The sequence below is a fragment of the Aquirufa sp. Wall-65K1 genome (assembly GCF_054558475.1).
Genome location: NZ_JBPXKD010000002.1, coordinates 78,910 through 100,196 on the forward strand (window position 1 = coordinate 78,910; position 21,287 = coordinate 100,196).

The window sequence follows — 21,287 nt, forward strand, 5'->3', positions numbered from 1 at the left end:
TTTAAGAGGACTATCTACAAGCAAACGTAAAGTAAAAATAGACCAAATGTTAAAAATACCAATATCCAATATTGTTGAACTTTTCCTGATTGCCATCTACTTAAAAAATGACCTGAAATTCGACTGATTTTTGTACTAGCTCCAACAAGCAAACCATCAACCAAAGAATGATCTAACCAGGCCACTATATGCCCTGAAACTACCTGCAGTTGGGCTAGCCATATCAAGAAACGATCAAGTAGTACATGATCAAGAATTTGAGTCCAGCGTGCTTTCCATGTGATAAATTGAAAAATAGATGGCCAAAATGAAGGCCAAAAACGGTAATTATTTTGGGGAACCCAATTTCGACTAATCCAAGTTAAACTGATGCCGACTATCCAACTGAAAGCAGTAACCACTAACCAAAAAGTGGGCACTTCCCATTGTTTAATTCGAAACCTATCCAAAAGGATGGAGTCATGGATATGAAAAATTTGAGTGCTTGTCCAGAAAAATAAACTGAAAAAGGCTAGTAAAAGGATGGGGATATTTTGAGATACATCCCAAGAACCTACTTTTTCTAAGGTTAAATTTTGTCTATTTTTCCCCATAAAAATAAGGTAGAATTGTCGACTTATATACCAATTACTCAATAGCATACCTAGCCCCAAACACGCTAATAATGTCCAGTAAATGGGGAAGTAAGGACTATTTTGGGTATTCTCCCAGAGAAGGCCTGCCAGGTTTTCTTTACTGAAAAATCCATTTGTAAACGGTAGACCCATTAAACCTGCGGCAAAAATTCCATAGCTGATGGCGGTCCAGGGTAGAACCTTCCTGAGCCCACCCATTTGATCTAAACTTTGGGCATCGAGGTGTTGACTATCCTGTTGATGGTGAAGGTAGTGAATGACTGAGCCAGCTGAAAGAAATAACCCGGCTTTAAAAATACCGTGTACGACTAAATGCAATAGGGAGGCATCAGATCCCATGCCCATCCACATGAGGCCCAATTGAGATATGGTCGAATAGGCCAAGGCCTTTTTGATATCATTTTGAAATAAGGCAAAAATAGCCCCAGAGACTAAGGATATGGCACCGATTAAAGCCATAAATAAATGTGTGTCTTCACCTGTAATTGGAAAAATTTTAATTCCTAAATAGACTCCAGCTGCCACCATAGTAGCGGCATGGATGAGCGCGGAGGCGGGAGTTGGTCCTTCCATAGCATCGGGAAGCCAAGACATCAGAGGGAATTGAGCAGATTTTCCTATGGCTCCAGCTAATAAAGCGATACCCAGGGCAAGTGGAGCTGGCCCGAATGAACCAATCTGCATCGAAGAAAATTCCATGGTATTAAAATGAACTGATAGTCCAATTAGGCCAATAAGGAGGCCAATATCGCCCAAGCGGTTTAATAAAAATGCTTTTTTGGCGGCTTTAATGGCTATTTCTTTTTGATGCCAAAAGCTTATTAAAAGGTATGAACAGGCACCCACCAATTCCCAAGAAGCATAGAAAATCCAAATTTGATCGGCAAAAAGTAAAGCATACATGGCCGCTGCAAACAGATTTAAATACAAATAGTATGTAGCTAATTTTGGTTCATCATGAAGGTATGAACTGGAGAAAATTTGCACAAAAAATGCAACAATTGCTACCAATAGGCTTATGATTTGTGCGGAAGAGGAAGCTATAAAACTAGCCCTAAATGCAGTTTCTCCTAGCATAAACCATTGTATATGAATGGCTATTTCTTGGGAATTGACTTGATAAATAAAATAAGCCAAGCCCACTAATTGTAGGAATGAAAAAAAGCTAGAAAGTTTACTTAAGATACCTTTGGGAATTCGAAAACAAAGTGCGATGAGCATGGCCGAAATCCAAGGAAATAGGAGAAGGCCAATAAATAAGGGGGTTAAGCCCATCGGGTTACACGAGTTTATTATACAAATATACAGTTCTTTGTTGTTTAACCGCCACTTACCGGTGGAATTAGGGCAATTTCCATGCCTTCTTGTACCATAAAATCATCTTCTGGAAAACGATGTTCTGCCGCAATTCTAAGGGAGGGAAGATTAGATAATGCGGGATATTTAGATTTTACCTCCTGTAAAAGTTGGGCTGCTGTTAAATTTTCCTCCGAACTCAATACAATTTCCCTATTTTGAAGTAAATCTCGGGTTAATCCAAAAAGTAGAATTCGATAGTTTGGCATTCGTTTGAGGGCGATTTTGTACCTTTGTATATAATACAAATATATTGGATATTTCTCAAAGCTTACCAGCCTCTCGCCCTATTCTCTATGATAATCATGGTAGAGAAATGACATATTTGCGTTTGGCAGTTACAGATCGCTGTAACTTAAGGTGTTTTTATTGTATGCCGGCGGAGGGAATTCACTATTTGCCTGAAAAGCAATTGCTAACGTGGGAAGAAATGTTGCGGATTGTGCAGCAATTGTATGCACTCGGTTTAAAAAAAGTTAGAATTACGGGAGGGGAGCCATTGCTTCGTCATGGCATCATGGAATTTCTCCAAGAACTTAGTCGCTTAGATGGTTTAGAGATTTGTTTGACAAGTAATGGCGTTTTATTAGAAAAGCATATCCCACAGCTGATGGAATATGGCGTTAAGTCTGTCAATTTGAGTCTGGATTCATTGGACAAGGAACGCTTTCGCCAAATTACTCGTCGAGATGATTTCGATGTCGTTTATTCAGCCTTATTAGGATTGATTGAGGCAAATTTTCAGGTTAAAATTAATGCGGTGGTGATGGATGGAAAGAATGAGCAAGATATTTTAGCCTTAGCCCAATTAACTGAGCAATATCCTATTTCGGTACGATTTATAGAAGAAATGCCATTTAACGGCTCAGGTAAAGGGCCTGCTATTTTGAAATGGGATTTCATTAAAATAGTTGACCATCTGAAAGATCATTTCGGGAATTTACATCCCATGAATGTAAGTTATGGAGAGACAGCAATGCGATACCAAATCCCAGGATATCTTGGAGATGTAGGGGTGATTGCAGCTTTTAGTCGGACATTTTGTGGAACATGCAATCGAATTCGATTAACCGCTTTGGGGGAGGTAAAAACATGTTTATACGATGATGGGGTTTTTGATTTGAAATCTTTTATTCGGAAGGGCGTAAGCGATGAAGAGATAAAACAGACCTTTATATCCTTATTTGGTAGTAGACCCAAAGACGGTTTTGAAGCAGAAAAAAATAGAAAAGGAATTATTAACGAGTCAATGACGAGTATTGGGGGTTAGTTATGAAAACAGTGAACGAAATATTTAAGGATTTTGATGAATTACAGGTCTTGGTCATTGGTGATTTAATGATTGATGCCTATACTTGGGGAAAGGTGAGTCGGATTTCTCCTGAAGCACCCGTTCCTGTGGTTCAAGTTATCAAAAAAGAAGCTAGGTTGGGAGGTGCAGGTAATGTAGTTATGAATATAGCTAGTTTAGGAGCCAAGCCATGGGTCGTTTCTGTGGTAGGGGATGATGAGGCTGGAACCCAGTTAAAAGGATTGTTGGAGAAAGAGGGGATATCCTTACATGGAATTGTAGAGGAAAAAGGAAGAATTACCTCCATAAAAGAAAGGGTTATTGCGGGTTCTCAGCAATTGCTGCGTGTTGATTCTGAAACGGACAAAACAGTGAATCAGGAAAGTTCTCGTGCCTTATTGGAAAAAGTAAAGGCCTGTATTAAGGAGGTCGATGTTATTATTTTTGAGGATTATGACAAAGGGGTACTAAACGAACCACTGATCCAAGAGGTAATTACTCTAGCTAGAAAGCAAGGGATTCCTACGGTGGTAGACCCTAAAAAGCGAAACTTTTTTAATTATCGCGGAGCTACCTTATTTAAACCTAATTTACATGAACTTAGAGATGGATTAGGTTTATTTCCTGAAGACCTTGAAGGTCAAAAATTATTGGAGACAGTTCATCAATTTAAGGAAAGTCAAGGATTTGATGGAGTATTTGTAACCTTGTCTGAAAAGGGTGTATTGATGGATCTTGGAAATGAACAAGTTCGAATTCCTGCTCATATTAGGCAAATTGCAGATGTTTCAGGAGCAGGAGATACGGTAATATCCATTGCTGCTTGCGCCCTAGCCTTGGGTTTACCTGCCCGACATATTGCTTCCTTAGCCAATTTAGGAGGAGGCTTAGTTTGTGAATCATTAGGTGTAGTACCTATCGACAAAGATTTGTTGAAAAAAGAGGCAGAAAGCCACTTGATGTAAGTAGATTTTTATAACGCTGGCAAGGTTCCAAACCTTGACAGCGTTTGTCTAACGGCTGAATTAAAATTTATTGTATCAAAAAACTGATAACTTATTCTTTGACCCAAGCCGTGAATTCTATCTCCACCTTGTACTGAGGTGCAATCAGCGCTGAAATTTCATAAATACCCGTGGTAGGTTTAATTGCTCCAAAGAAGTGAGCATGCGCCTTAGCAATGTCTAAGTTTTTAGAAATGTCCGTAGTGAATATTCGAGTTCTAACTACGTCATTCAAGGAAGAACCAGCTTCTTCGAGCACCACTGCAATACGCTCAATGATGTTGTACGTTTGGGCGTATAAATCATCTTCTTTTACTTTATCTCCATCTACCAGAGCCACAGTGCCCGATATTTCTAGTAAATTTCCTGTTTTTACTGCTCTGCAGTAACCAAATACATCTTCAAATGGAGAGCCACTTGATATTGAAATTCTATTGCTCATTTTTATTAATTAGGTGAGATACTTTTTCCCAGATATCCTTTTTGGCATGACGAACCACTTCGCCGATGATAATAACTGCGGGATTGCGAAGGTCTTCAATTTTAGCCAAATTTTCAAGTTCTCCGGCGATACCTAATCCTACTTTTTGCTGTGCCATGGTTCCATTTTGAACTATAGCAGCCGAAATATGAGCTTTACCAGCCTCCTGACAAATCTTGGAGATCTCGGCTAAACGATGCATACCCATCAAAATGATGATGGTGGCTGTGGATTGTAAGCCAAGTTGTAAATCATTACTCAAACTACCATCCGATTTTGTCCCAGTCATTACCCAAAAACTTTCATTAACCCCTCGGATAGTTAAAGGGATTTCCGCTGCACCGGCTGCTGCATATGATGAACTTATGCCAGGGATATAGGCGGTCAATAAGCCGAATTGCTTTGCATATTCAATTTCTTCCTGGCCTCTTCCAAAAACAAACGGATCCCCTCCTTTTAATCGAACAACATGACCCAATTCATAGGCTTTTTTTACAATAAGCTCATTGATTGCCTCTTGTGAATGACTTTCTCCTGCTTTTTTTCCAACAAATATTTTTTCACATTGCTCAGAACAATGTTCTAGTAAACTTACATCTACTAAGGCGTCAAATAAAACAGCTTGAGCACTTTGTAAAGCCTTAATGGCCTTTAAAGTGATCAATTCAGGGTCACCAGGTCCAGCACCAACCACACTAAGTTTCGGTTGAGGTTCTAATGATTTAAATCGACTTAATTGTTGGATCATCTTATTTACTAGCAATAGATTGGCGGAATAAACTGGCAGTTTCCAAAAAGCTCAAAGCTTGCTTAGCATAGGCTTTAGCAAATGTCTCACTTGGCTCATGTTGGTTGATTTGAAGTACCATTGCCGAAAAGCTTTCTGCTTCTAAAGCAAAATCTCCAGTCTGCACATACTGTTCGTCGAACTTGGTAATAACGGCATGCTGAGTGGAAACTTGTACACTCTTATCTAATAGTAAAGCCTTGGCGGCCGAAACAAATACACTATAGGCATGGTAAATGGCATCTGCCCAGCGCTTGTCTTCAAGTGCGCTTTTGCACCAATCATATTTTTCTTCTGATTCAAAAAGCAAGGTTGCTACTAAATCTATAATAACACTAGCACATTCACCCACACCAATTTCCGTATGAAATGCCTCTGCTGCCCCCCAGTCAATGAAATCATCGTCTACCAATGATTGTAAATCAGCGATCGGTTTTAAAAGGCTATAAAAATATTTTTCCCCCTGACGGTCGTAATATTGATGAAAATATTCCCCCTCCAAAGCATTTTCTTCATAATTATTTAATACTACACGCAACACCTCTGGACCTCTTTTGGAAGGAACTTTAATGACTTTGTCGGCAATTTTTCCTTCTCCATTTCCTAAGGTGGCTCCTCCTAATAACACTTGTAAGGCAGGAAGTACTCGTTTGTCTGGTGCCTTTAAGGACGAACCATGAAAACCAATACTTGCCATGCTATGTTGCCCACAAGCATTCATACAACCAGAAATTTTAATTTTCATTTGGCTGTCATGTATTAACTCAGGGAAATCTTGAGAAATCACCTCCTCTAATTTGGACGTAATGTTGGTTGAATCTGAAATAGCTAAATTACAAGTATCTGTACCAGGGCAAGCAGTGATATTGGCCACAGAATTAGCTCCTGGTGAAGCTAAATTATGTTCTTTAAGCACTTGGTATACATATGCCAAGTTTTGTTGAGGAACAAATTTAAATAGTAGGCCTTGGTTAATCGTGATACGCACATCATCTCCAATGTATCCTTCCAAGGCTTCCATGAGGCTACGAGAAGTATCACTGGATATATTGCCATTTAATATACGTACATAGACTCCGAAATAACCTTTTTGCTTTTGTTCAAAGGTATTGGAACTTAACCATGTTTGGTATGCTTCTGAACCATCGGATGCTACATCGGCTAATTTAGATGGAATAGAAACCTCCCAAACTCCATCCGCGGGAATTTCAACTACTTGATTTTTTAATGCTTTTGTTTCAGCATTTACTAAATCCATGAAAGCTTCGAATCCAATTTTTTGAATTAAAAACTTCATACGTGCCTTATGACGAGAATTTCTTTCGCCATGACGGTCAAAAACACGTAAAACCGCTTCCATGAATGGAATAATTTTATTCTCAGCTAAAAATTCATAAGCGGTATAAGCCAACATTGGTTGGGCCCCTAAACCTCCGCCTACTACCACCTTAAATCCTTTGATCCCATCCTTCATTTTAGGGATAAAGCCCATGTCGTGTAAATAAGCCAAAGAGGTATCCTCATCGGTGTTGGAGAAAGAAATTTTTACCTTTCTTCCCATTTCTTGACAAATCGGATTTCTCAATAAATAGCGAAATGCAGTATCAGCATGTGCGCTAACATCAAATAACTCCAATGGATCTATTCCTGAAGTAGGAGAGGCGGTAATATTTCTTACCGTATTGCCACAAGCTTCTCTGAGCGTGATATCATCTTGCTCTAATTTTGCCCATAGCTCAGGTGTACGGTCTAAGGAAACAAAGTGAATTTGTATATCTTGACGTGTAGTTAAATGCAAATTTCCCGTAGAATACTCATCAGATATGGCTGCTATTCGTCTCCATTGGTTAAATTTAATTTTACCATAAGGAAGTTTAATACGAACCATTTGAACTCCTTGCTGCCTCTGGCCATATACTCCACGAGCCAAACGAAGGCTTCTGAATTTCTCCTCATGAATCTCACCCGCTCTAAATTGAGCAATTTTCTTGGCAAGATCGATGATGTCTTTTTCTACTATAGGATTTTCTATTTCTGAGCGGAAGCTTTGCATAATGGCATGGTTTTAATCTTATATACTCTATATAATATATAGATTTTAAGCAAAATTACACATTAGACCTTATTCGACAAAGGATTTTTAATTCGAATATCAAAAAAAGCGGGAATTTTGGATGTAAAGCAATAATTATTCCCTGATGAATTCGGTTGGTCATAGTTCCCAATACCAGATTTAAAATGATTTTTAGGAAAAAAATCTACCAAGGTCTGGTCCCATTGGATAAAAGAATTTGGTTTAATGCAGGAAGGATGTAACATGCTGTTTCCATTCTTCAAAAGAATTGATTAGTTTTGCCCTCCCAAACAGAGGGGTGTCCGAGTGGTTGAAGGAGCACGCCTGGAAAGTGTGTATAGGCCTCAAGCTTATCGAGGGTTCGAATCCCTTCCCCTCTGCTCTAAGACAAATCTAATGTAGATTTGTCTTTTTTATTTTAGGATCAAGTCTTCTCCAGCAGATTTGAATACATTTGTTCAAGTAAATCCGCAGAACGATGTATATTCCTTTGGTCAATCAATTGACAGATTTAACCGAAATTATGGACTTTATTCAAAGGTTCAGTTTCGGAACCATTGTTTCCTTCGAGGATGGAAAACCCATAGCCACTCATTTGCCCTTTGTGTCTTTTCAGAGAGAAAATCAAATCATTTTACAAGCGCACTTTGCGAAAGCGAATGAACAATGGAAGTATGTGGAAGAGCAAGATAACTTAATCATTTTCCAAGAGCCACACGCCTATATTTCTCCTAGTCATTATGAGAAAGAACAAAATGTACCTACTTGGAATTATATTTCTGTGCATCTTTATGGTCGTGCAAGAATAGTTGTAAAGCCCGAGGAAACCTTGGAATTCTTGGAATCTAGTATTGAATACTTTGATAGTGCTTATAGAAAACAATGGGATACCTTGTCGGATAGTTATAAATCCAACATGATTCAAGGGGTAGTGGCTTTTGAAATAATTGTTTCCAACATACAAGCGAAGAAAAAGATAAGTCAAAACAGATCAGAAAAAGAACGGGGGCAAATTGCGAAAGCTTTGTCTCAAAGTTCCAATACATCAGAAAAACTCATCGCCGATTACATGACGAAAAATCTGGAAAGGAAATCAAAGTAAACACGGAGCTATTACTTGAATAATTTGAATTTCATACTTGATTTTCCCTGACCTTAGGTTTCCATTTTTTCAAAAATATTTTTGTAGGGAAATTTTATTTTTTCAGTTATCACCAGGTTTTGGGTGAGGATGTGGCCAATTTTATTTGATTGGAATTATTTTTTTAAGAATCATCTAGGTCAAATTCTTAATCAATTTATCGGCAGACAGATAAGGTTTTTTATTTGGTGAAATTCGTTTACATTTATGCCAATTAATTAACCTATTTGCAAATGAAAAATAAGCATAACGATGGCTTAAATCGGAGGGATTTTCTTTCGAAAGCCAGTTTAGCCTTTGGTTCAATCATGATTGTTCCCAGGCATGTGTTAGGAGGGAAGCGTCCGGATGGAAGTTCTTACCTTGCCCCTAGTGATGTACTTAATTTAGGATTTATTGGAACAGGTAAACAAGGCAGAGGATTGTCAGGCTCTTTTTTGTCGACTGGTCAGGTAAGAATCAGTGCTATCAGCGAAGTTTATCAAGCTAAGGCCAATTTATTCTTAGACCGTGTTAAGGAAAACTATACCAAAAATCCTTCTTGGGGAGCCTATTCGCCCATTCCTGTTTTCCAAGATTATCGAGAATTATTGGCTTCTAAAAATGTGGATGCCGTAGTCATTGCTACTCCGGACCATTGGCATGCAGCCATGGCCGTTAGAGCAGCAGAGGCAGGTAAGGATATTTATTGTGAGAAACCATTATCTCTGACTGTTAAAGAAGGTAGAGCTATGGTGAATGCTGCTCGTAAACATAAGCGAGTATTTCAAACAGGAAGTATGCAACGTTCTTGGCCCGAGTTTCGTCAAGCAGTTGAATTAATTCGTAATGGATATATTGGTGAGATTAAGTCCATTAAAGTCAATGTTGGCCCACCGCCTGAAGCTTATCATTTGGCCGCACAGTCTGTACCAGAGGGTTTGGATTTTGAAAAATGGTTAGGACCTAATGAGGTAGTGGCCTTTAATTCGGAATTAGCACCTCCAATTACTCAGGATGTATTTCCTAACTGGAGAAAATACAAGGAGTTCGGTGGAGGCGGTATGACAGATTGGGGTGCTCATATGTTTGATATCGTTCAATGGGCATTGGATATGGATCAATCAGGTCCGGTGAAGGTTAGTGCACCTCAAGGAAAAGATCAGCCTTATTTAACCTATACCTATGCCAATGGTATTACCATGACCCATCAACCATGGGAATGGAATAATGGGATAGAATTTGTGGGTACGGAAGGAACATTGCGTAGCGCTAGAAAAAAACTAGAAACCTCTAAGCCTGAACTGAAAGACCGTATCATTGGTCCAAATGAAAAGCACGTGTATAAGAGTGAAAATCACTATACTGACTTTATTCAGGCCATTAGAAACAGAACTATGCCAATTTGCGATGTGGAAATAGGCCATAGGACAGCTTCGGTTTGTAACATAGGAAATATAGCCTATGCCTTAAACAAATCATTGGAATGGAATCCAAAAACGGAAAAATTCAATGATGCCGAGGCCAATGCATTATTAGGTAGAAAATTGAACAAAACTTGGGGTATAAAAATTTAACTATGAAAATGAAAAAGATTGTATTGACCGTTATGCTAGGCTTATTGGCTAGCTCAGTAGGATTCTCACAAAAAGGGAAATGGGTAGAATTATTTGATGGTAAAACCTTGGATGGTTGGAAAGCCAGCGAAAGACCGGAGTCATTCCGTGTAGAAGATGGAAATTTAGTAGTAGAAGGGCAACGTGCTCACCTATACTATGATGGTCCATTTAATAACCATAATTTCAAAGATTTCGAGGTGCAAGCTCGAATTATGACATTCCCAGGTGCGAACTCTGGATTATATGTGCATACTGATTTTTTACCTAGCGATTGGCCAAAACAAGGCTATGAAATTCAGGTTAACAATTCCCATACCGATTGGAGAAGGTCAGCTAGTTTGTACAATGTGGTAGATTGTGCCGAAGTGTATGTGAAAGATAATGAGTGGTATGATATGGTGGTTACTGTAAAGGGTAACCGTATCGTTACTAAACTCAATGGAATCACCGTGGTGGATTATACGCAACCAGCTAGTCCTTTGAGAAATAAAGGTCAAGAATTAAGACTAATAAAAAATGGGACCATCGCTATACAAGCACATGATCCCAAATCTAAAGTAATGTATAAGTCGATTAAAGTTCGACTTCTATAAATCAACTGCTTCACCATAGGCCGCTTCTGTTGCACCTTTAAATGCTTCAGAAATGGTCGGGTGAGGGTGTACTGACTTCATGATTTCATAAGCAGTACTCTCTAATTTACGTACGACAACTGCTTCAGCAATCATTTCGGTTACGTTATAACCAATCATGTGTGCTCCAAGCAATTCTCCGTATTTAGCATCATAGATTACTTTGACAAAGCCATCGCGAGCACCAGCTGCGGTGGCTTTTCCAGATGCGACAAATGGGAATTTACCCACTTTAATATCGTAGCCAGCTTCTTTAGCTTTTTTCTCCGTCATACCTACAGAGGCAATTTCAGGTGTACAATAAGTACATCCAGGAATGTTGGTATAATCTAAGGCTTCTGTTTTATGTCCAGCTATTTTTTCTACACAAATGATTCCCTCGGCAGATGCTACGTGGGCTAAAGCTGGGCCTGGGGTAACATCACCAATTGCAAAATAGCCTGGCATATTAGTTTCATACCATGCATTCACTGGAATTTTGCCTTTATCTACAATGATACCAACCTCTTCTAAACCGATGTTTTCAAGATTTGAAATAACTCCAGCAGCTGATAAAACGATATCACATTCAATTTCTTGATTGCCTGTTGGAGTTTTGATAGAAACCTTACACCCTTTTCCTTTTGTATCTACTTTTTCAACACTAGAATTGGTTAAAATATCAATACCCATTTTTTTGTATTGTTTAGCCAACTCTTTGGACACATCCTCATCTTCAACGGGTACAATATTTGGAAGGAATTCCACAATGGTCACTTTGGTTCCCATAGCAGCATATACATAAGCAAATTCAACCCCGATGGCACCTGATCCAATGATCACCATTGAATCGGGTTTTTTACTTAAGCTCATTGCCTTACGGTATTCGATTACTTTTTCTCCATCGATAGGAATATTAGGTAATGCCCTTGCGCGCGCACCAGTTGCAATCATCACATTTTTGGCTTCATAGGTAGTTGATTTACCTTCCGCATCCGTTACTTCAACTTTTTTGCCAGGTTTGATTTTACCAAAACCCATGATCACATCGATTTTGTTTTTCTTCATCAAAAATTGAACTCCTTTGCTCATGCTATCAGCTACACCACGGGAGCGTTGAATAACAGCATTAAAGTCTGCTTCTGCTCCTTTTACCGTAATTCCATAATCAGAAGCATGTTTGATGTATTCAAAAACCTGAGCAGATTTTAAAAGTGCTTTGGTAGGAATACAACCCCAATTTAGGCAGATTCCGCCCAGAGATTCTTTTTCCACGACTGCACATTTTAAGCCTAATTGAGAAGCTCGTATCGCGGCTACATACCCTCCCGGGCCTGATCCTACCACGATTAAATCGTATTGTTGCGCCATTGTATTGCTTGAATTAAATGAATTTGTCCGCAATTTAGCACAAAAGCGGGTATATTTGTAGCTTAATTACACATTTAGGTATGACAAAAGACAGGTTCAATGACCTGAAAGCCAGAATAGAGGCTTTAAGGAGGTATCTTTGACTACGATCACAAAAAATATTTGATTTCCGAATTGGAAACGGTGACCATGGATCCCGAGTTTTGGAATAATCCTGACAAAGCGGAAAGCACCATGCGCGAGATGCGTGGCTTGAAATTTTGGACAGAGGGTTTCGATAAACTTAATGCTTCTATGGAAGATTTAGAAACCATTTGGGAATTCTATGAGTCTGGTGATGCTACTGAAGCAGAGGTAGATATCGAGGGAGCTAAATTAGAAGAAAAACTAGAGGCTCTCGAGTTTCGTAAAATGATGTCAGAAGAGGGCGATCAAATGAGCGCTGTTTTAGAAATCAATGCCGGAGCTGGAGGAACAGAATCACAAGATTGGGCAAGTATGCTCCTTCGCATGTATACCATGTGGGCAGATAAAAATGGCTTTAAAGTTCGTTTGGTAGATTCCAATGATGGTGATGTTGCTGGTTTAAAATCAGTGACGATTGAGATAGAAGGCGAATTTGCATATGGAAATTTACGTTCTGAAAATGGAGTTCATCGTTTAGTACGTATTTCGCCATTTGATTCCAATGCTCGTCGACATACCTCTTTCGCATCCGTTTACGTCTATCCCTTAGCGGATGATTCCATTGAGATTGATGTGAATCCAGCAGATATTGACTGGGATACCTTCCGATCAGGAGGAGCAGGTGGGCAAAATGTAAATAAGGTAGAAACAGCAGTGCGCTTAACCCACAGGCCTTCAGGAATCATAATTGCTTGTCAACAGGAAAGATCACAATTGCAAAATAAGGAAGTAGCCTTGCGTTTATTGAAGTCGAAACTATACCAAATTGAAATAGATAAACGAAATGCTGCACGGGCTGAGGTAGAGGCTGGAAAGAAAAAAATTGAGTGGGGTTCCCAGATTCGAAGTTATGTATTGGATGATCGAAGAGTAAAGGATCATCGAACAAATCATCAAACCTCCAATACGGATGCCGTCTTGGATGGTGAAATCAATGAGTTTATCAAAGCTTATTTGATGGGAAATTAATTGATGGCGGTGGGTAGGATTAGCTAGGGAATTTTTTGGGATTTGTCTTAGAGATTTGCATCAGTGGTTTCATTCAGAGATTTGTCTTAGAGATTTGTCTTAGAGATTTGTCTTAGAGATTTGTCAACTTTTCAAAAGTTGACAAATCTAAATGCTACCAAATCCCAATGTTACCAAATCTGAATGCTAACAAATATTAAACTTGACAAATCTAAACCTAAGTGATCACTTCCTCCTACTTTTCAGTTGGAGCTTGTTGATTATTTTCCTCCAATTGGCTAAGAAATTCAACTAACTTATCTTTTGCTAGAGAAAGCGCCAAGGCAATGGCATATGATTTGATGGCTCCTCCGATGAAAGAACCACCTTCTTTATCTTCTACTTTTGATTTTTTTTCTGAACCCGATAAAAGGGAATACAGCAAATAGGAACCAAGTAATACGCCACCAATCAGTAATACTTGGCTTCCCTTTTCTTTAATCTGTTGTTTTATTTCACCCACTTCTTCAGAAAGTTCTTTTTCATAGATCTCCGCTTGGGCAAGCAAAACTTCTTTTTTACTTTTTTCTCGGCTCATGGTTCAATATCGTCTTCAGTTGATGGGCTGTCAATTTCCTCGGCGTCTTCTTTTTTACCTTGTTTTTTAAGGTTACTCACTAAAATTATACTAACTATAGCTGTGAACCCCGCCACAATGAGATAACCTAAATAAGTACTTTTTACATATTCGTTTAAAAAGTTGGCCATACCCATTAAGGCAAAAAACAGGGTAATCAATACCGCAAAAGCCGTTAAGAAAAAGGTGAAAATTCGAGTCAATAGTTCTTCGATTTGCTCTTGGATGTCTAACTTCACCAGTTCGAATTGTGTCTTGAGGTAATTGCTCAAGAGATCGATTAACTTATTGTTATCGAATAGGCCCATTTACTTTTGTTTAAGTTTGGCTTCAATGGAATGCTGCGTATGAGGAACCAAACGTAACCTTTCTTTAGAAATTAATTTACCACTTTCTACACAAACCCCGTAAGTGCCATTTTTAATTCGCATCAAAGCTTTTTCCAAGTTACTAGCAAATTTTTGCTGACGTACTGCCAATTGGTTCATGTTCTCTTTTTCGGCCGTATCTGCGCCATCTTCCATTACTTTGGAATTCCCCGCAGTATCATCTGTTCCAGGATCATTTTTTTTACTTAAGGTTTCTCTTAAATAAGTTAATTCGGCTTTTGTTTCTTCTAGTTTTTTAAGAATGATGTCTTCAAACTCTTTTAATTCTTCGGCTGAATACCTTTGCTTTTCTTCGTTTCCCATGTTCTAAATAATGCTTAATCTGAATGTTGAATAAATATTTTGCTCTTGCAAGTATTTGTTAATCAGTGATTTAGTTTCGTTTCTAATAATGGTAGCACAAATATAAATTTATCTATTCGAAATAGATAATTATTATATAAAATTGAATTTAAATTTTTAACCTAGAGGTTTTTTCTCCACTGGTATAGGCCCTTGATAGCCAGAAAGATAAACAGCACATAAAGTAAACTGGTTCCCCAAAGTCCCTTTTGTATATAGATGATGACATACACTATATCTACAATCATCCATAATATCCAGTTTTCTATTTTTTTATGGATGGCTAACCATGTTCCCCAGATACTTAATCCTGTTAAAGTAGCATCTACATAAGCAAAGGAAACCCAATGGGTAAATCGGGTATGAAGAAATCCTACGAAAATCCCATAAGCCAAGGATAAGACTGCCCCCCATAGGAGGGAGCTCTTGGAGCTTTTCTCTGCCTTCCAAATTTTTTCCTCTTTATTCCATTGATAATATCCATATACAGCCATCGCAATAAAAAAACCTTGCAATTCCATGTCGGAATACAATCCATGTTGATAGAATAAAATTCCAAACAGGAAAGAGCCTAATATATTCCAAATCCAAGACGACAAATGTTGTTGAATAGAAAAATAAACTCCCAAAAGGGAGCAAATGATACCACCAAACTCCCAGAAGTTTTCACGCAGCCATTGGAAGATCATGCTTTGAGCTTATTTTTTTCAAAGAAAGCACAAAAACTACTAATTTGACAGCTTGAGCATTGAGGTTTACGGGCTAAACAAATGTATCGACCATGTAGGATGAGCCAGTGGTGTGCCCTAGCTATCACGTCATTGGGTAAATGTTTGACTAAAATTTGTTCAACTTTTAGAGGTGTATTGGCGGTTTGAGGCACTAAGCCCAATCTTCTGGAAACTCGATATACATGGGTATCCACCGCCATAGCTGGTTGATGGTAAATTACCGAGGCAATGACATTAGCGGTTTTTCTGCCCACTCCTGGAAGTGTTTGTAAATTATCCAAAGATTCAGGTACTTCCCCCTGAAAGTTGTCCATCAGTTTTTGACCTAAGCCTAATAAATGCTTGGCTTTATTATTGGGATAGGAAACAGATCGAATGTAGCTGAATATTTCATCCACATTGGATTCAGCTAAAAATTTAGGACTAGGAAAGCGTTTAAAAAGGGCAGGGGTAACTTGATTGATTCGCTTGTCTGTACATTGTGCCGACAACACTACGGCCACTAATAATTCATATGGATTACGGTAGTGTAACTCGGTTTCGGCCTCTGGAAAAGAGCTGGAAAAATGATCAACAAACGCTTGAAATCGTTCTTTTCTTTGCATGAAAAAGGCTTTCTACAAAGGTAAGAAAAATTTTAAGCTAGGATGCCCATCCATTAGGATTGAATGGGCATCTGATGCTTTGAATAGGCTAAAATAGCCTCAATCGTTCTACTAGGAGGTTCTAGCAGGGCATTGTCTAATGACAATTTGACCTTTTGCAGGGAAGCCAATTCCGATTGGTCTTCCAAGCTTAAAACGGGTGAAAACCCTGGTTTGGGTTCGTAAAGGTTTTTAACTAGGTCATTTGTGGTAAAGCTTTGCGTCATAGGCATTCTCTTGTTTTTCTAGCATTTTTCTTAGGTTGATTAACGCATAACGCATTCTACCTAAGGCCGTATTGATGCTAACTTGAGTCTGTGCCGCTATTTCTTGGAAACTTAATTCTTCGTAATGACGCATGACAAGGACCTCTCGTTGTTCATCAGGCAGTTTTTTAATTAATTCTCTGATATTAACGATTTGATCCTCTTTTAATTGTATCTCCTCTGCAGAATCTTCTGCAAATTCAAAACTGTTGAATACTTTTGAGCCATCTTCCAATACAATGGTTGGATAACGCTTGTCTTTTCTGAAATAATCAATAGCCAAATTGTGAGCAATTCGGACTACCCATGGCAGAAACTTACCCTCCTCATTATAGCGGCCCGACTTCAACACGTCGATGGCTTTAATGTAGGTTTCTTGCATCAGATCTTCTGCTATGTAGCGATCTTTAACAATTAAATAAAGGGTTGTGTAGACTTTTGATTTGCTTCTTTTAACCAACGTTTCAAACGCTTGGTCGTCGCCTTGGATGTACGCTGACACCAACGCTGCATCGTTAACTTGATTTTTGATCATAAAAATTCAAAATTGTTAACGTAGAGTTTTATCTCATGCAGGGTCTCCTATTGTTTGGTTGGCGAATTGATTTCGCTTCAAAAGTAAATAAAACTTTTATAAATCAAAATCCTTAATCAAATTGATATGAAATTTTTTATATTTTTTTTTATCATTTCAAGCTAACAAGTATGATGCAAGCATCATTTTTTTATTAGATTTGCCAAACAAATCAAAATTAACACCCAATGAAAAAATTAAAAAATATTGCCATAGGACTATCATTGGCATTTTTTGCATTTACCGCCAATGCCCAAACCGCCGTGACAGATTATGCTGGTAATTATAAATTACAAGATAATCCATACGTGAAGTCAGTAAAATTGACCACCAAAGAAGGAAAATTGGTCATGTCAGCAGAAGGTTTCCCAGATACTGAATTGGCCGCAGGTAAAAAAGCGGATGAGTTTGTATTAGAAAGTATGGGTGCTACCATCACATTTGAACGTGTGAATGGTCAGGTAAGTGTCATTAAAATTGATGCGCAAGGACAAGTATTAGCAGGTCAAAAAGAAGCGGCAAAATCTGCTTCAGACGAATATGCTGGTTCTTTTAAAATGGCCGAGAATGAGTATGTAAAGAAAATCTTAATTGCAGCTAAAGAAGGTAAACTTTTCTTAAGCTCAGATGCAGGTGGTGGTGAGCCAGCTGAATTAAAACCATCCAAGGATGCTGATGTATATACAGCCACGATTCAAGGATATGATGCCGATATTATTTTTTCAAGAACAGATGGAAAAGTAGCTGCTATCAAATTATCTGTAGCAGGTGGAGCCGTAGTTTTAACGGGTCAAAGAGATTAATAGGCCATTAGAACTTATAAATTAGGGGGTAATCGAAAGGTTACCCCCTTTTTTTTATCAATATTTTGAATCGATCAATCTAAATGCCTTCAACCTAAAATACTGTTTTAGATTCATCTGAAATAGATTTTCACAGTTTAATTGATAGGCCGCAATTTTATTTATTGATTATTCGCAAGTTGAATTATTTTAATTATCCTCACTTTTGTATCACTCAGAACAGGAAATCAGCTGAGGCTGAACAATTAAGGTTTTCTTTGGAATACCTAACCACGGTTAATGTAGAATGATGAATTTTTTAAATTCAATCATTTTTAAAGGATGTTTTTGTTGTTTAAAGGACGCTTTAAATAACAGAAATGTCCTAGATCAACTGACGTTTGTAGAGTTGAATTGTATTCTCCAAACCATAGTATAAAGCATCGCAAATCAAGGCATGCCCTATCGAGACCTCATCTAAAGGTTGAACTTGGGACTTGAAAAAGGCTAAATTTTCTAGGCTTAAGTCATGCCCCGCATTTACGCCCAAGCCTAAAGAATGTGCCCTAAATGCAGCTTTTCTGTAAGCAGCCACCGACTGATCTGGATGATTCGGGAATTCCTCAGCAAAAGGCTCTGTGTATAATTCTATACGGTCTGCGCCAGTGGTTTTAGCCGCTTCAACCATTTCTAGGACTGGGTCAACAAATATGGAAGTTCGAATCCCGGCCGCTTTGAAAGGGGCAATTAATCGAATAAGTAAGTCCTGATGTTTTACCGTATCCCAGCCATGGTTGGACGTAATCTGCCCCAAGGCATCTGGTACCAAGGTTACTTGTTCAGGTTTTACCGCTAAAACCAACTCCACGAATTTCTCTTCCAAAGGGTTTCCCTCAATGTTGAATTCTGTTTGGATGACTTTTTTTAATGCGTAAACATCAGCATATCGAATATGTCTTTCATCTGGCCTAGGATGAACGGTTATTCCCTCTGCTCCAAAACGCTCACAATCTAATGCAACCTGGATTAAATCAGGATTATTCCCACCTCGAGAATTTCTAAGCGTGGCAATTTTATTAATGTTTACACTAAGTCTAGTCATATCATAAAAAAGGCCGGATAAACCGGCCAATTTTTTAAATTAATTGATGCTTGGCCAAATACTCCGCAATTTGAACGGCGTTGGTAGCGGCCCCTTTTCTTAAATTATCTGCTACAATCCACAGATTCAAGGTATTCGCTTGGGTTTCATCGCGACGAATACGTCCTACAAAAACCTCATCCTTTCCATGAGCGGTGATAGGCATTGGGTACAAGAAATTTTTTGGATCATCTTGCACAATAACCCCTTCTTCTTGTTCCAATAGGCGTCTAACTTCATCTAAATCAAAATCATTTTCAAATTCGATATTTACCGATTCTGAGTGACCCCCAATCGTAGGAATACGAACAGTCGTTGCTGTAACCTGTATGGAGTCATCCATCATGATTTTTTTGGTCTCATTGACCATTTTCATCTCTTCTTTGGTATAACCATTATCTAAAAACACATCAATGTGCGGCAATACATTCAAGTCTATTTTATGAGGATAAACCTTATCGTAATCTGTTTTACCAGCACGCTCATTGAAAAGTTGATCTACGGCTGCTTTACCTGTTCCTGTAACCGACTGGTAAGTTGAAACAACCACTCGTTTGATTTTATATTTTTTATGCAATGGATTCATCACAACCACCATTTGAATGGTAGAGCAATTAGGATTTGCAATGATTTTATCTTCAGGTGTCAAAGTGGAGGCATTGATTTCTGGAACAACCAATTTCTTGCTAGGATCCATGCGCCATGCAGAAGAGTTATCCACCACCGTAATTCCCGCTTCGGCAAATTTGGGTGCAATAGCTAGGGATGTGCTTCCTCCCGCTGAAAAAATAGCCACGTTAGGTTTCATGGCAATAGCTGTATCAAATCCGACAACAGCAAATTCCTTACCTTTGAAACTTACCTTTTTACCGATTGAGCGCTCCGATGCAACCGGAATTAATTCGCTAACCGGGAAATTTCTTTCCGCCAAAACTTTCAAGATTTCACCGCCAACTAAGCCTGTGGCGCCCACTACTGCAACTTTCATTGTATAATCGTTAAAATTGATAATTCCATGCTAAACCCATCGAAGCCCCTGAGCTCCCATGAGAATTAATTTGTAAACTGATTTTACTGTCAGTTTGTGCTATTTCATTGTAGCGTTTCAATGCTTTTTTGAAATGCTTGATACTTACCGTACCTAAATACAAATTTAAAACGGCGGCACTTCCTACTACTGTCCAATAAAAGCCATCAGATACCTTTCCTTTACTCAAAAAAGTATAAACCGAAAATCCCGTCGTGAAAGCTGAAATGATTTCTGCACTCTTTTTTTGACGTTTATAGGTCAAAAACTCATAGCTCACTTCTGGATCCTTTGCTTCCAATAATGGAATTTGTAAGGCCAAGGGACTTTCAATAATTTGCCTTTTGTAGGAATACTTTTTATTCCAACCTCCTTCAATCTGTTCAATAGGATATAATTTGCCCTTGACTTCTTCTTGACCTAATAAATTACAAGTCAACAAACAAAAGAAAAGTGCCAATAATAGCCTGATTTTCACAGAAAAATATTTAAAGGAACGCAAAATTAGGTCTTATATCTTGAACAAGAAAGGATTTTTTGGACTAATTCCATGTATGGAATAAAGTCTTTCGGGAGTAACCACAACATCCAATGGGATGTCATGGGCATGTAAATCTTCTATTTGAGCCACAGGTTCTTCTAAACTTAAACCAATTTTTAAACAGGCAGGATCACAAAGTGCTAAAAAGCGGTCGTAAAACCCTTTACCAAATCCTACGCGATGACCTTGCAAATCAAAGCCTATTAGAGGAACTAAAATAGCTTGAAGGGTGCTTGGCTTGATTTTCTTGGAAGTAGTGGGATCGGGTTCTAGAATATTCCAAGAGGACTTATGCCAAATTGTTTTTTCATCCGAGAGGTAGGCAGACATGATTCCATCTCCTTCCACGCGAGGGAAAGCTAGTTGAAATTCAAAAGGAGGAAGAAGCAATTTTTCGTTGATGGTCTTGGTATCCACTTCTCGCTTACTTTCGATGGATTGAAAACTAAGCATTAAGCAGCCCGGTGGGACTTGTTTTAAAAAGTCAAAGAGAATTTCTTTTATTCGTAAATTTTGCAGCAACCATTCCTCCTGAGACCAGGATTTTCTTTGGCTAGCATGCCTATTTCTGATGTCACTCTTTTTCATAATTCAAAGTAGAATCAAATTAGGATATTAATGCTGGAAAATCAAAGTAAATTAAGCCAGATATAAATTCGATTTATTGGCTTAGCTACATGATCTTATTACGAAATCAGCCCAAATTTTACTATTTTTGCCTCAATTTTGC

At 38.4% G+C, this 21,287-nt stretch carries 24 protein-coding genes and 1 tRNA gene; 8 read left to right on the forward strand and 17 right to left on the reverse strand.

Translation table 11 applies throughout. From position 1 onward, the window contains the following. Positions 1-14: 14 nt before the first annotated feature. Both ACST15_RS03690 and ACST15_RS03695 read right to left on the reverse strand, forming a co-directional pair. Positions 15-1,910 carry an NADH-quinone oxidoreductase subunit 5 family protein gene (locus tag ACST15_RS03690; RefSeq protein WP_459453297.1) on the reverse strand — a complete coding sequence of 632 codons (1,896 nt, stop codon included), beginning with the start codon at positions 1,908-1,910 and terminating at the stop codon, positions 15-17. Positions 1,911-1,954: 44 nt separating this feature from the next. Then, a complete protein-coding gene (locus ACST15_RS03695; RefSeq protein WP_459453298.1) occupies positions 1,955-2,200 on the reverse strand; it encodes a MoaD/ThiS family protein in 246 nt (81 codons plus the stop codon). 80 nt (positions 2,201-2,280) lie between these two features. Here ACST15_RS03695 and moaA point away from each other — a divergent pair, with 80 nt between their 5' ends. Both moaA and ACST15_RS03705 read left to right on the forward strand, forming a co-directional pair. Then, positions 2,281-3,261, forward strand: a complete 981-nt coding sequence (gene moaA / locus ACST15_RS03700) for a GTP 3',8-cyclase MoaA (protein WP_459453644.1) — start codon at positions 2,281-2,283, stop codon at positions 3,259-3,261. Between the two features lie 2 nt (positions 3,262-3,263). Beyond that, positions 3,264-4,247, forward strand: a complete 984-nt coding sequence (locus ACST15_RS03705; RefSeq protein ID WP_459453299.1) for a bifunctional heptose 7-phosphate kinase/heptose 1-phosphate adenyltransferase — start codon at positions 3,264-3,266, stop codon at positions 4,245-4,247. 91 nt (positions 4,248-4,338) lie between these two features. On the opposite strand, the gene ACST15_RS03710 is transcribed toward ACST15_RS03705, so the two are convergent. From ACST15_RS03710 to ACST15_RS03720, 3 genes are read right to left on the reverse strand one after another with little or no spacing between them, the layout of a single operon-like run. Next, positions 4,339-4,728, reverse strand: coding sequence for a RidA family protein (locus tag ACST15_RS03710; protein ID WP_459453300.1), 390 nt, complete (start codon positions 4,726-4,728; stop codon positions 4,339-4,341). Further along, a complete protein-coding gene (cobA, locus tag ACST15_RS03715; RefSeq protein ID WP_459453301.1) occupies positions 4,718-5,515 on the reverse strand; it encodes a uroporphyrinogen-III C-methyltransferase in 798 nt (265 codons plus the stop codon). Before cobA ends, ACST15_RS03710 begins: the two co-directional genes overlap by 11 nt. 1 nt (position 5,516) lies before the next feature. Beyond that, positions 5,517-7,607, reverse strand: coding sequence for a nitrite reductase (locus ACST15_RS03720; RefSeq protein ID WP_459453302.1), 2,091 nt, complete (start codon positions 7,605-7,607; stop codon positions 5,517-5,519). Positions 7,608-7,920: 313 nt separating this feature from the next. Between ACST15_RS03720 and ACST15_RS03725 the strand changes: the two genes are divergently transcribed. The 4 genes from ACST15_RS03725 to ACST15_RS03740 all read left to right on the forward strand — a co-directional run bounded on the left by ACST15_RS03725 (position 7,921) and on the right by ACST15_RS03740 (position 10,960). Next, positions 7,921-8,008, forward strand: a tRNA-Ser gene (locus ACST15_RS03725). 98 nt (positions 8,009-8,106) lie between these two features. Next, positions 8,107-8,730, forward strand: a complete 624-nt coding sequence (locus ACST15_RS03730) for an FMN-binding negative transcriptional regulator (protein ID WP_459453303.1) — start codon at positions 8,107-8,109, stop codon at positions 8,728-8,730. Positions 8,731-9,002: 272 nt separating this feature from the next. Next, the gene (locus ACST15_RS03735; RefSeq protein WP_459453304.1) at positions 9,003-10,325 is read left to right on the forward strand and encodes a Gfo/Idh/MocA family protein; all 1,323 of its coding nucleotides are present in this window, start codon (positions 9,003-9,005) and stop codon (positions 10,323-10,325) included. A gap of 8 nt (positions 10,326-10,333) precedes the next feature. Continuing rightward, a complete protein-coding gene (locus ACST15_RS03740) occupies positions 10,334-10,960 on the forward strand; it encodes a 3-keto-disaccharide hydrolase (protein WP_459453305.1) in 627 nt (208 codons plus the stop codon). Here ACST15_RS03740 and lpdA read toward each other — a convergent pair. Further along, positions 10,955-12,349, reverse strand: a complete 1,395-nt coding sequence (gene lpdA, locus ACST15_RS03745) for a dihydrolipoyl dehydrogenase (protein WP_459453306.1) — start codon at positions 12,347-12,349, stop codon at positions 10,955-10,957. The two genes, ACST15_RS03740 and lpdA, sit on opposite strands and share 6 nt — an antisense overlap. An 80-nt stretch (positions 12,350-12,429) precedes the next feature. Between lpdA and prfB the strand changes: the two genes are divergently transcribed. Continuing rightward, positions 12,430-13,504, forward strand: a protein-coding gene (gene prfB, locus ACST15_RS03750) for a peptide chain release factor 2 (RefSeq protein ID WP_459453307.1) whose coding sequence is annotated in 2 segments (ribosomal slippage) — positions 12,430-12,480 and positions 12,482-13,504 — 1,074 coding nt in all. Because the reading frame shifts where the segments join, the coding sequence is not laid out codon by codon here. Between the two features lie 235 nt (positions 13,505-13,739). Here prfB and ACST15_RS03755 read toward each other — a convergent pair. The 7 genes from ACST15_RS03755 to ACST15_RS03785 all read right to left on the reverse strand — a co-directional run bounded on the left by ACST15_RS03755 (position 13,740) and on the right by ACST15_RS03785 (position 17,027). After that, complete coding sequence (locus ACST15_RS03755) at positions 13,740-14,081, reverse strand: hypothetical protein (protein WP_459453308.1); 342 nt, start codon at positions 14,079-14,081, stop codon at positions 13,740-13,742. After that, positions 14,078-14,428 (reverse strand): phage holin family protein, encoded by a 351-nt coding sequence (locus ACST15_RS03760; RefSeq protein ID WP_459453309.1) that lies wholly within the window; start codon positions 14,426-14,428, stop codon positions 14,078-14,080. The genes ACST15_RS03755 and ACST15_RS03760 overlap by 4 nt, the downstream gene beginning before the upstream one ends. Continuing rightward, positions 14,429-14,812 carry a TraR/DksA family transcriptional regulator gene (locus ACST15_RS03765; RefSeq protein WP_459453310.1) on the reverse strand — a complete coding sequence of 128 codons (384 nt, stop codon included), beginning with the start codon at positions 14,810-14,812 and terminating at the stop codon, positions 14,429-14,431. It lies immediately after the preceding gene. A 161-nt stretch (positions 14,813-14,973) separates the two neighbouring features. Next, positions 14,974-15,540: a nicotinamide riboside transporter PnuC gene (gene pnuC / locus ACST15_RS03770; RefSeq protein WP_459453311.1), complete on the reverse strand. Its 567-nt coding sequence runs from the start codon at positions 15,538-15,540 to the stop codon at positions 14,974-14,976. Continuing rightward, a complete protein-coding gene (gene nth / locus ACST15_RS03775) occupies positions 15,537-16,187 on the reverse strand; it encodes an endonuclease III (RefSeq protein WP_459453312.1) in 651 nt (216 codons plus the stop codon). Before nth ends, pnuC begins: the two co-directional genes overlap by 4 nt. Before the next feature lie 53 nt (positions 16,188-16,240). After that, positions 16,241-16,453, reverse strand: coding sequence for a hypothetical protein (locus ACST15_RS03780; protein WP_459453313.1), 213 nt, complete (start codon positions 16,451-16,453; stop codon positions 16,241-16,243). Continuing rightward, a complete protein-coding gene (locus tag ACST15_RS03785) occupies positions 16,428-17,027 on the reverse strand; it encodes an RNA polymerase sigma factor (RefSeq protein WP_459453314.1) in 600 nt (199 codons plus the stop codon). The genes ACST15_RS03780 and ACST15_RS03785 overlap by 26 nt, the downstream gene beginning before the upstream one ends. A gap of 227 nt (positions 17,028-17,254) precedes the next feature. Here ACST15_RS03785 and ACST15_RS03790 point away from each other — a divergent pair, with 227 nt between their 5' ends. Beyond that, positions 17,255-17,869, forward strand: a complete 615-nt coding sequence (locus tag ACST15_RS03790) for a hypothetical protein (RefSeq protein WP_459453315.1) — start codon at positions 17,255-17,257, stop codon at positions 17,867-17,869. 364 nt (positions 17,870-18,233) lie between these two features. Here the strand turns inward: ACST15_RS03790 and ACST15_RS03795 are convergent, their stop codons facing one another. The 4 genes from ACST15_RS03795 to ACST15_RS03810 are packed head-to-tail and all read right to left on the reverse strand — an operon-like array spanning position 18,234 to position 21,145. Continuing rightward, positions 18,234-18,950, reverse strand: coding sequence for a pyridoxine 5'-phosphate synthase (locus ACST15_RS03795; protein WP_459453316.1), 717 nt, complete (start codon positions 18,948-18,950; stop codon positions 18,234-18,236). Positions 18,951-18,984: 34 nt separating this feature from the next. After that, the gene (locus tag ACST15_RS03800; RefSeq protein WP_459453317.1) at positions 18,985-19,977 is read right to left on the reverse strand and encodes an aspartate-semialdehyde dehydrogenase; all 993 of its coding nucleotides are present in this window, start codon (positions 19,975-19,977) and stop codon (positions 18,985-18,987) included. Positions 19,978-19,987: 10 nt separating this feature from the next. Beyond that, positions 19,988-20,494, reverse strand: coding sequence for a hypothetical protein (locus ACST15_RS03805; protein ID WP_459453318.1), 507 nt, complete (start codon positions 20,492-20,494; stop codon positions 19,988-19,990). Positions 20,495-20,527: 33 nt separating this feature from the next. Then, the gene (locus ACST15_RS03810; RefSeq protein ID WP_459453319.1) at positions 20,528-21,145 is read right to left on the reverse strand and encodes a 5-formyltetrahydrofolate cyclo-ligase; all 618 of its coding nucleotides are present in this window, start codon (positions 21,143-21,145) and stop codon (positions 20,528-20,530) included. Positions 21,146-21,287 lie beyond the last annotated feature (142 nt).

Bases quoted from the DNA above. Each gene is read 5' to 3' on its own strand.
- ACST15_RS03800 (WP_459453317.1), bottom strand. From the start codon at position 19,977: ATGAAAGTTGCAGTAGTGGGCGCCACAGGCTTAGTTGGCGGTGAAATC.
- ACST15_RS03740 (WP_459453305.1), top strand. From the start codon at position 10,334: ATGAAAAAGATTGTATTGACCGTTATGCTAGGCTTATTGGCTAGCTCA.
- ACST15_RS03765 (WP_459453310.1), bottom strand. From the start codon at position 14,812: ATGGGAAACGAAGAAAAGCAAAGGTATTCAGCCGAAGAATTAAAAGAG.
- ACST15_RS03730 (WP_459453303.1), top strand. From the start codon at position 8,107: ATGTATATTCCTTTGGTCAATCAATTGACAGATTTAACCGAAATTATG.
- ACST15_RS03785 (WP_459453314.1), bottom strand. From the start codon at position 17,027: ATGATCAAAAATCAAGTTAACGATGCAGCGTTGGTGTCAGCGTACATC.
- nth (WP_459453312.1), bottom strand. From the start codon at position 16,187: ATGCAAAGAAAAGAACGATTTCAAGCGTTTGTTGATCATTTTTCCAGC.
- ACST15_RS03795 (WP_459453316.1), bottom strand. From the start codon at position 18,950: ATGACTAGACTTAGTGTAAACATTAATAAAATTGCCACGCTTAGAAAT.
- ACST15_RS03760 (WP_459453309.1), bottom strand. From the start codon at position 14,428: ATGGGCCTATTCGATAACAATAAGTTAATCGATCTCTTGAGCAATTAC.
- cobA (WP_459453301.1), bottom strand. From the start codon at position 5,515: ATGATCCAACAATTAAGTCGATTTAAATCATTAGAACCTCAACCGAAA.
- ACST15_RS03810 (WP_459453319.1), bottom strand. From the start codon at position 21,145: ATGAAAAAGAGTGACATCAGAAATAGGCATGCTAGCCAAAGAAAATCC.
- ACST15_RS03755 (WP_459453308.1), bottom strand. From the start codon at position 14,081: ATGAGCCGAGAAAAAAGTAAAAAAGAAGTTTTGCTTGCCCAAGCGGAG.
- ACST15_RS03790 (WP_459453315.1), top strand. From the start codon at position 17,255: ATGAAAAAATTAAAAAATATTGCCATAGGACTATCATTGGCATTTTTT.
- pnuC (WP_459453311.1), bottom strand. From the start codon at position 15,540: ATGATCTTCCAATGGCTGCGTGAAAACTTCTGGGAGTTTGGTGGTATC.
- ACST15_RS03705 (WP_459453299.1), top strand. From the start codon at position 3,264: ATGAAAACAGTGAACGAAATATTTAAGGATTTTGATGAATTACAGGTC.
- ACST15_RS03735 (WP_459453304.1), top strand. From the start codon at position 9,003: ATGAAAAATAAGCATAACGATGGCTTAAATCGGAGGGATTTTCTTTCG.
- ACST15_RS03695 (WP_459453298.1), bottom strand. From the start codon at position 2,200: ATGCCAAACTATCGAATTCTACTTTTTGGATTAACCCGAGATTTACTT.
- ACST15_RS03720 (WP_459453302.1), bottom strand. From the start codon at position 7,607: ATGCAAAGCTTCCGCTCAGAAATAGAAAATCCTATAGTAGAAAAAGAC.
- ACST15_RS03710 (WP_459453300.1), bottom strand. From the start codon at position 4,728: ATGAGCAATAGAATTTCAATATCAAGTGGCTCTCCATTTGAAGATGTA.
- ACST15_RS03780 (WP_459453313.1), bottom strand. From the start codon at position 16,453: ATGACGCAAAGCTTTACCACAAATGACCTAGTTAAAAACCTTTACGAA.
- lpdA (WP_459453306.1), bottom strand. From the start codon at position 12,349: ATGGCGCAACAATACGATTTAATCGTGGTAGGATCAGGCCCGGGAGGG.
- ACST15_RS03690 (WP_459453297.1), bottom strand. From the start codon at position 1,910: ATGGGCTTAACCCCCTTATTTATTGGCCTTCTCCTATTTCCTTGGATT.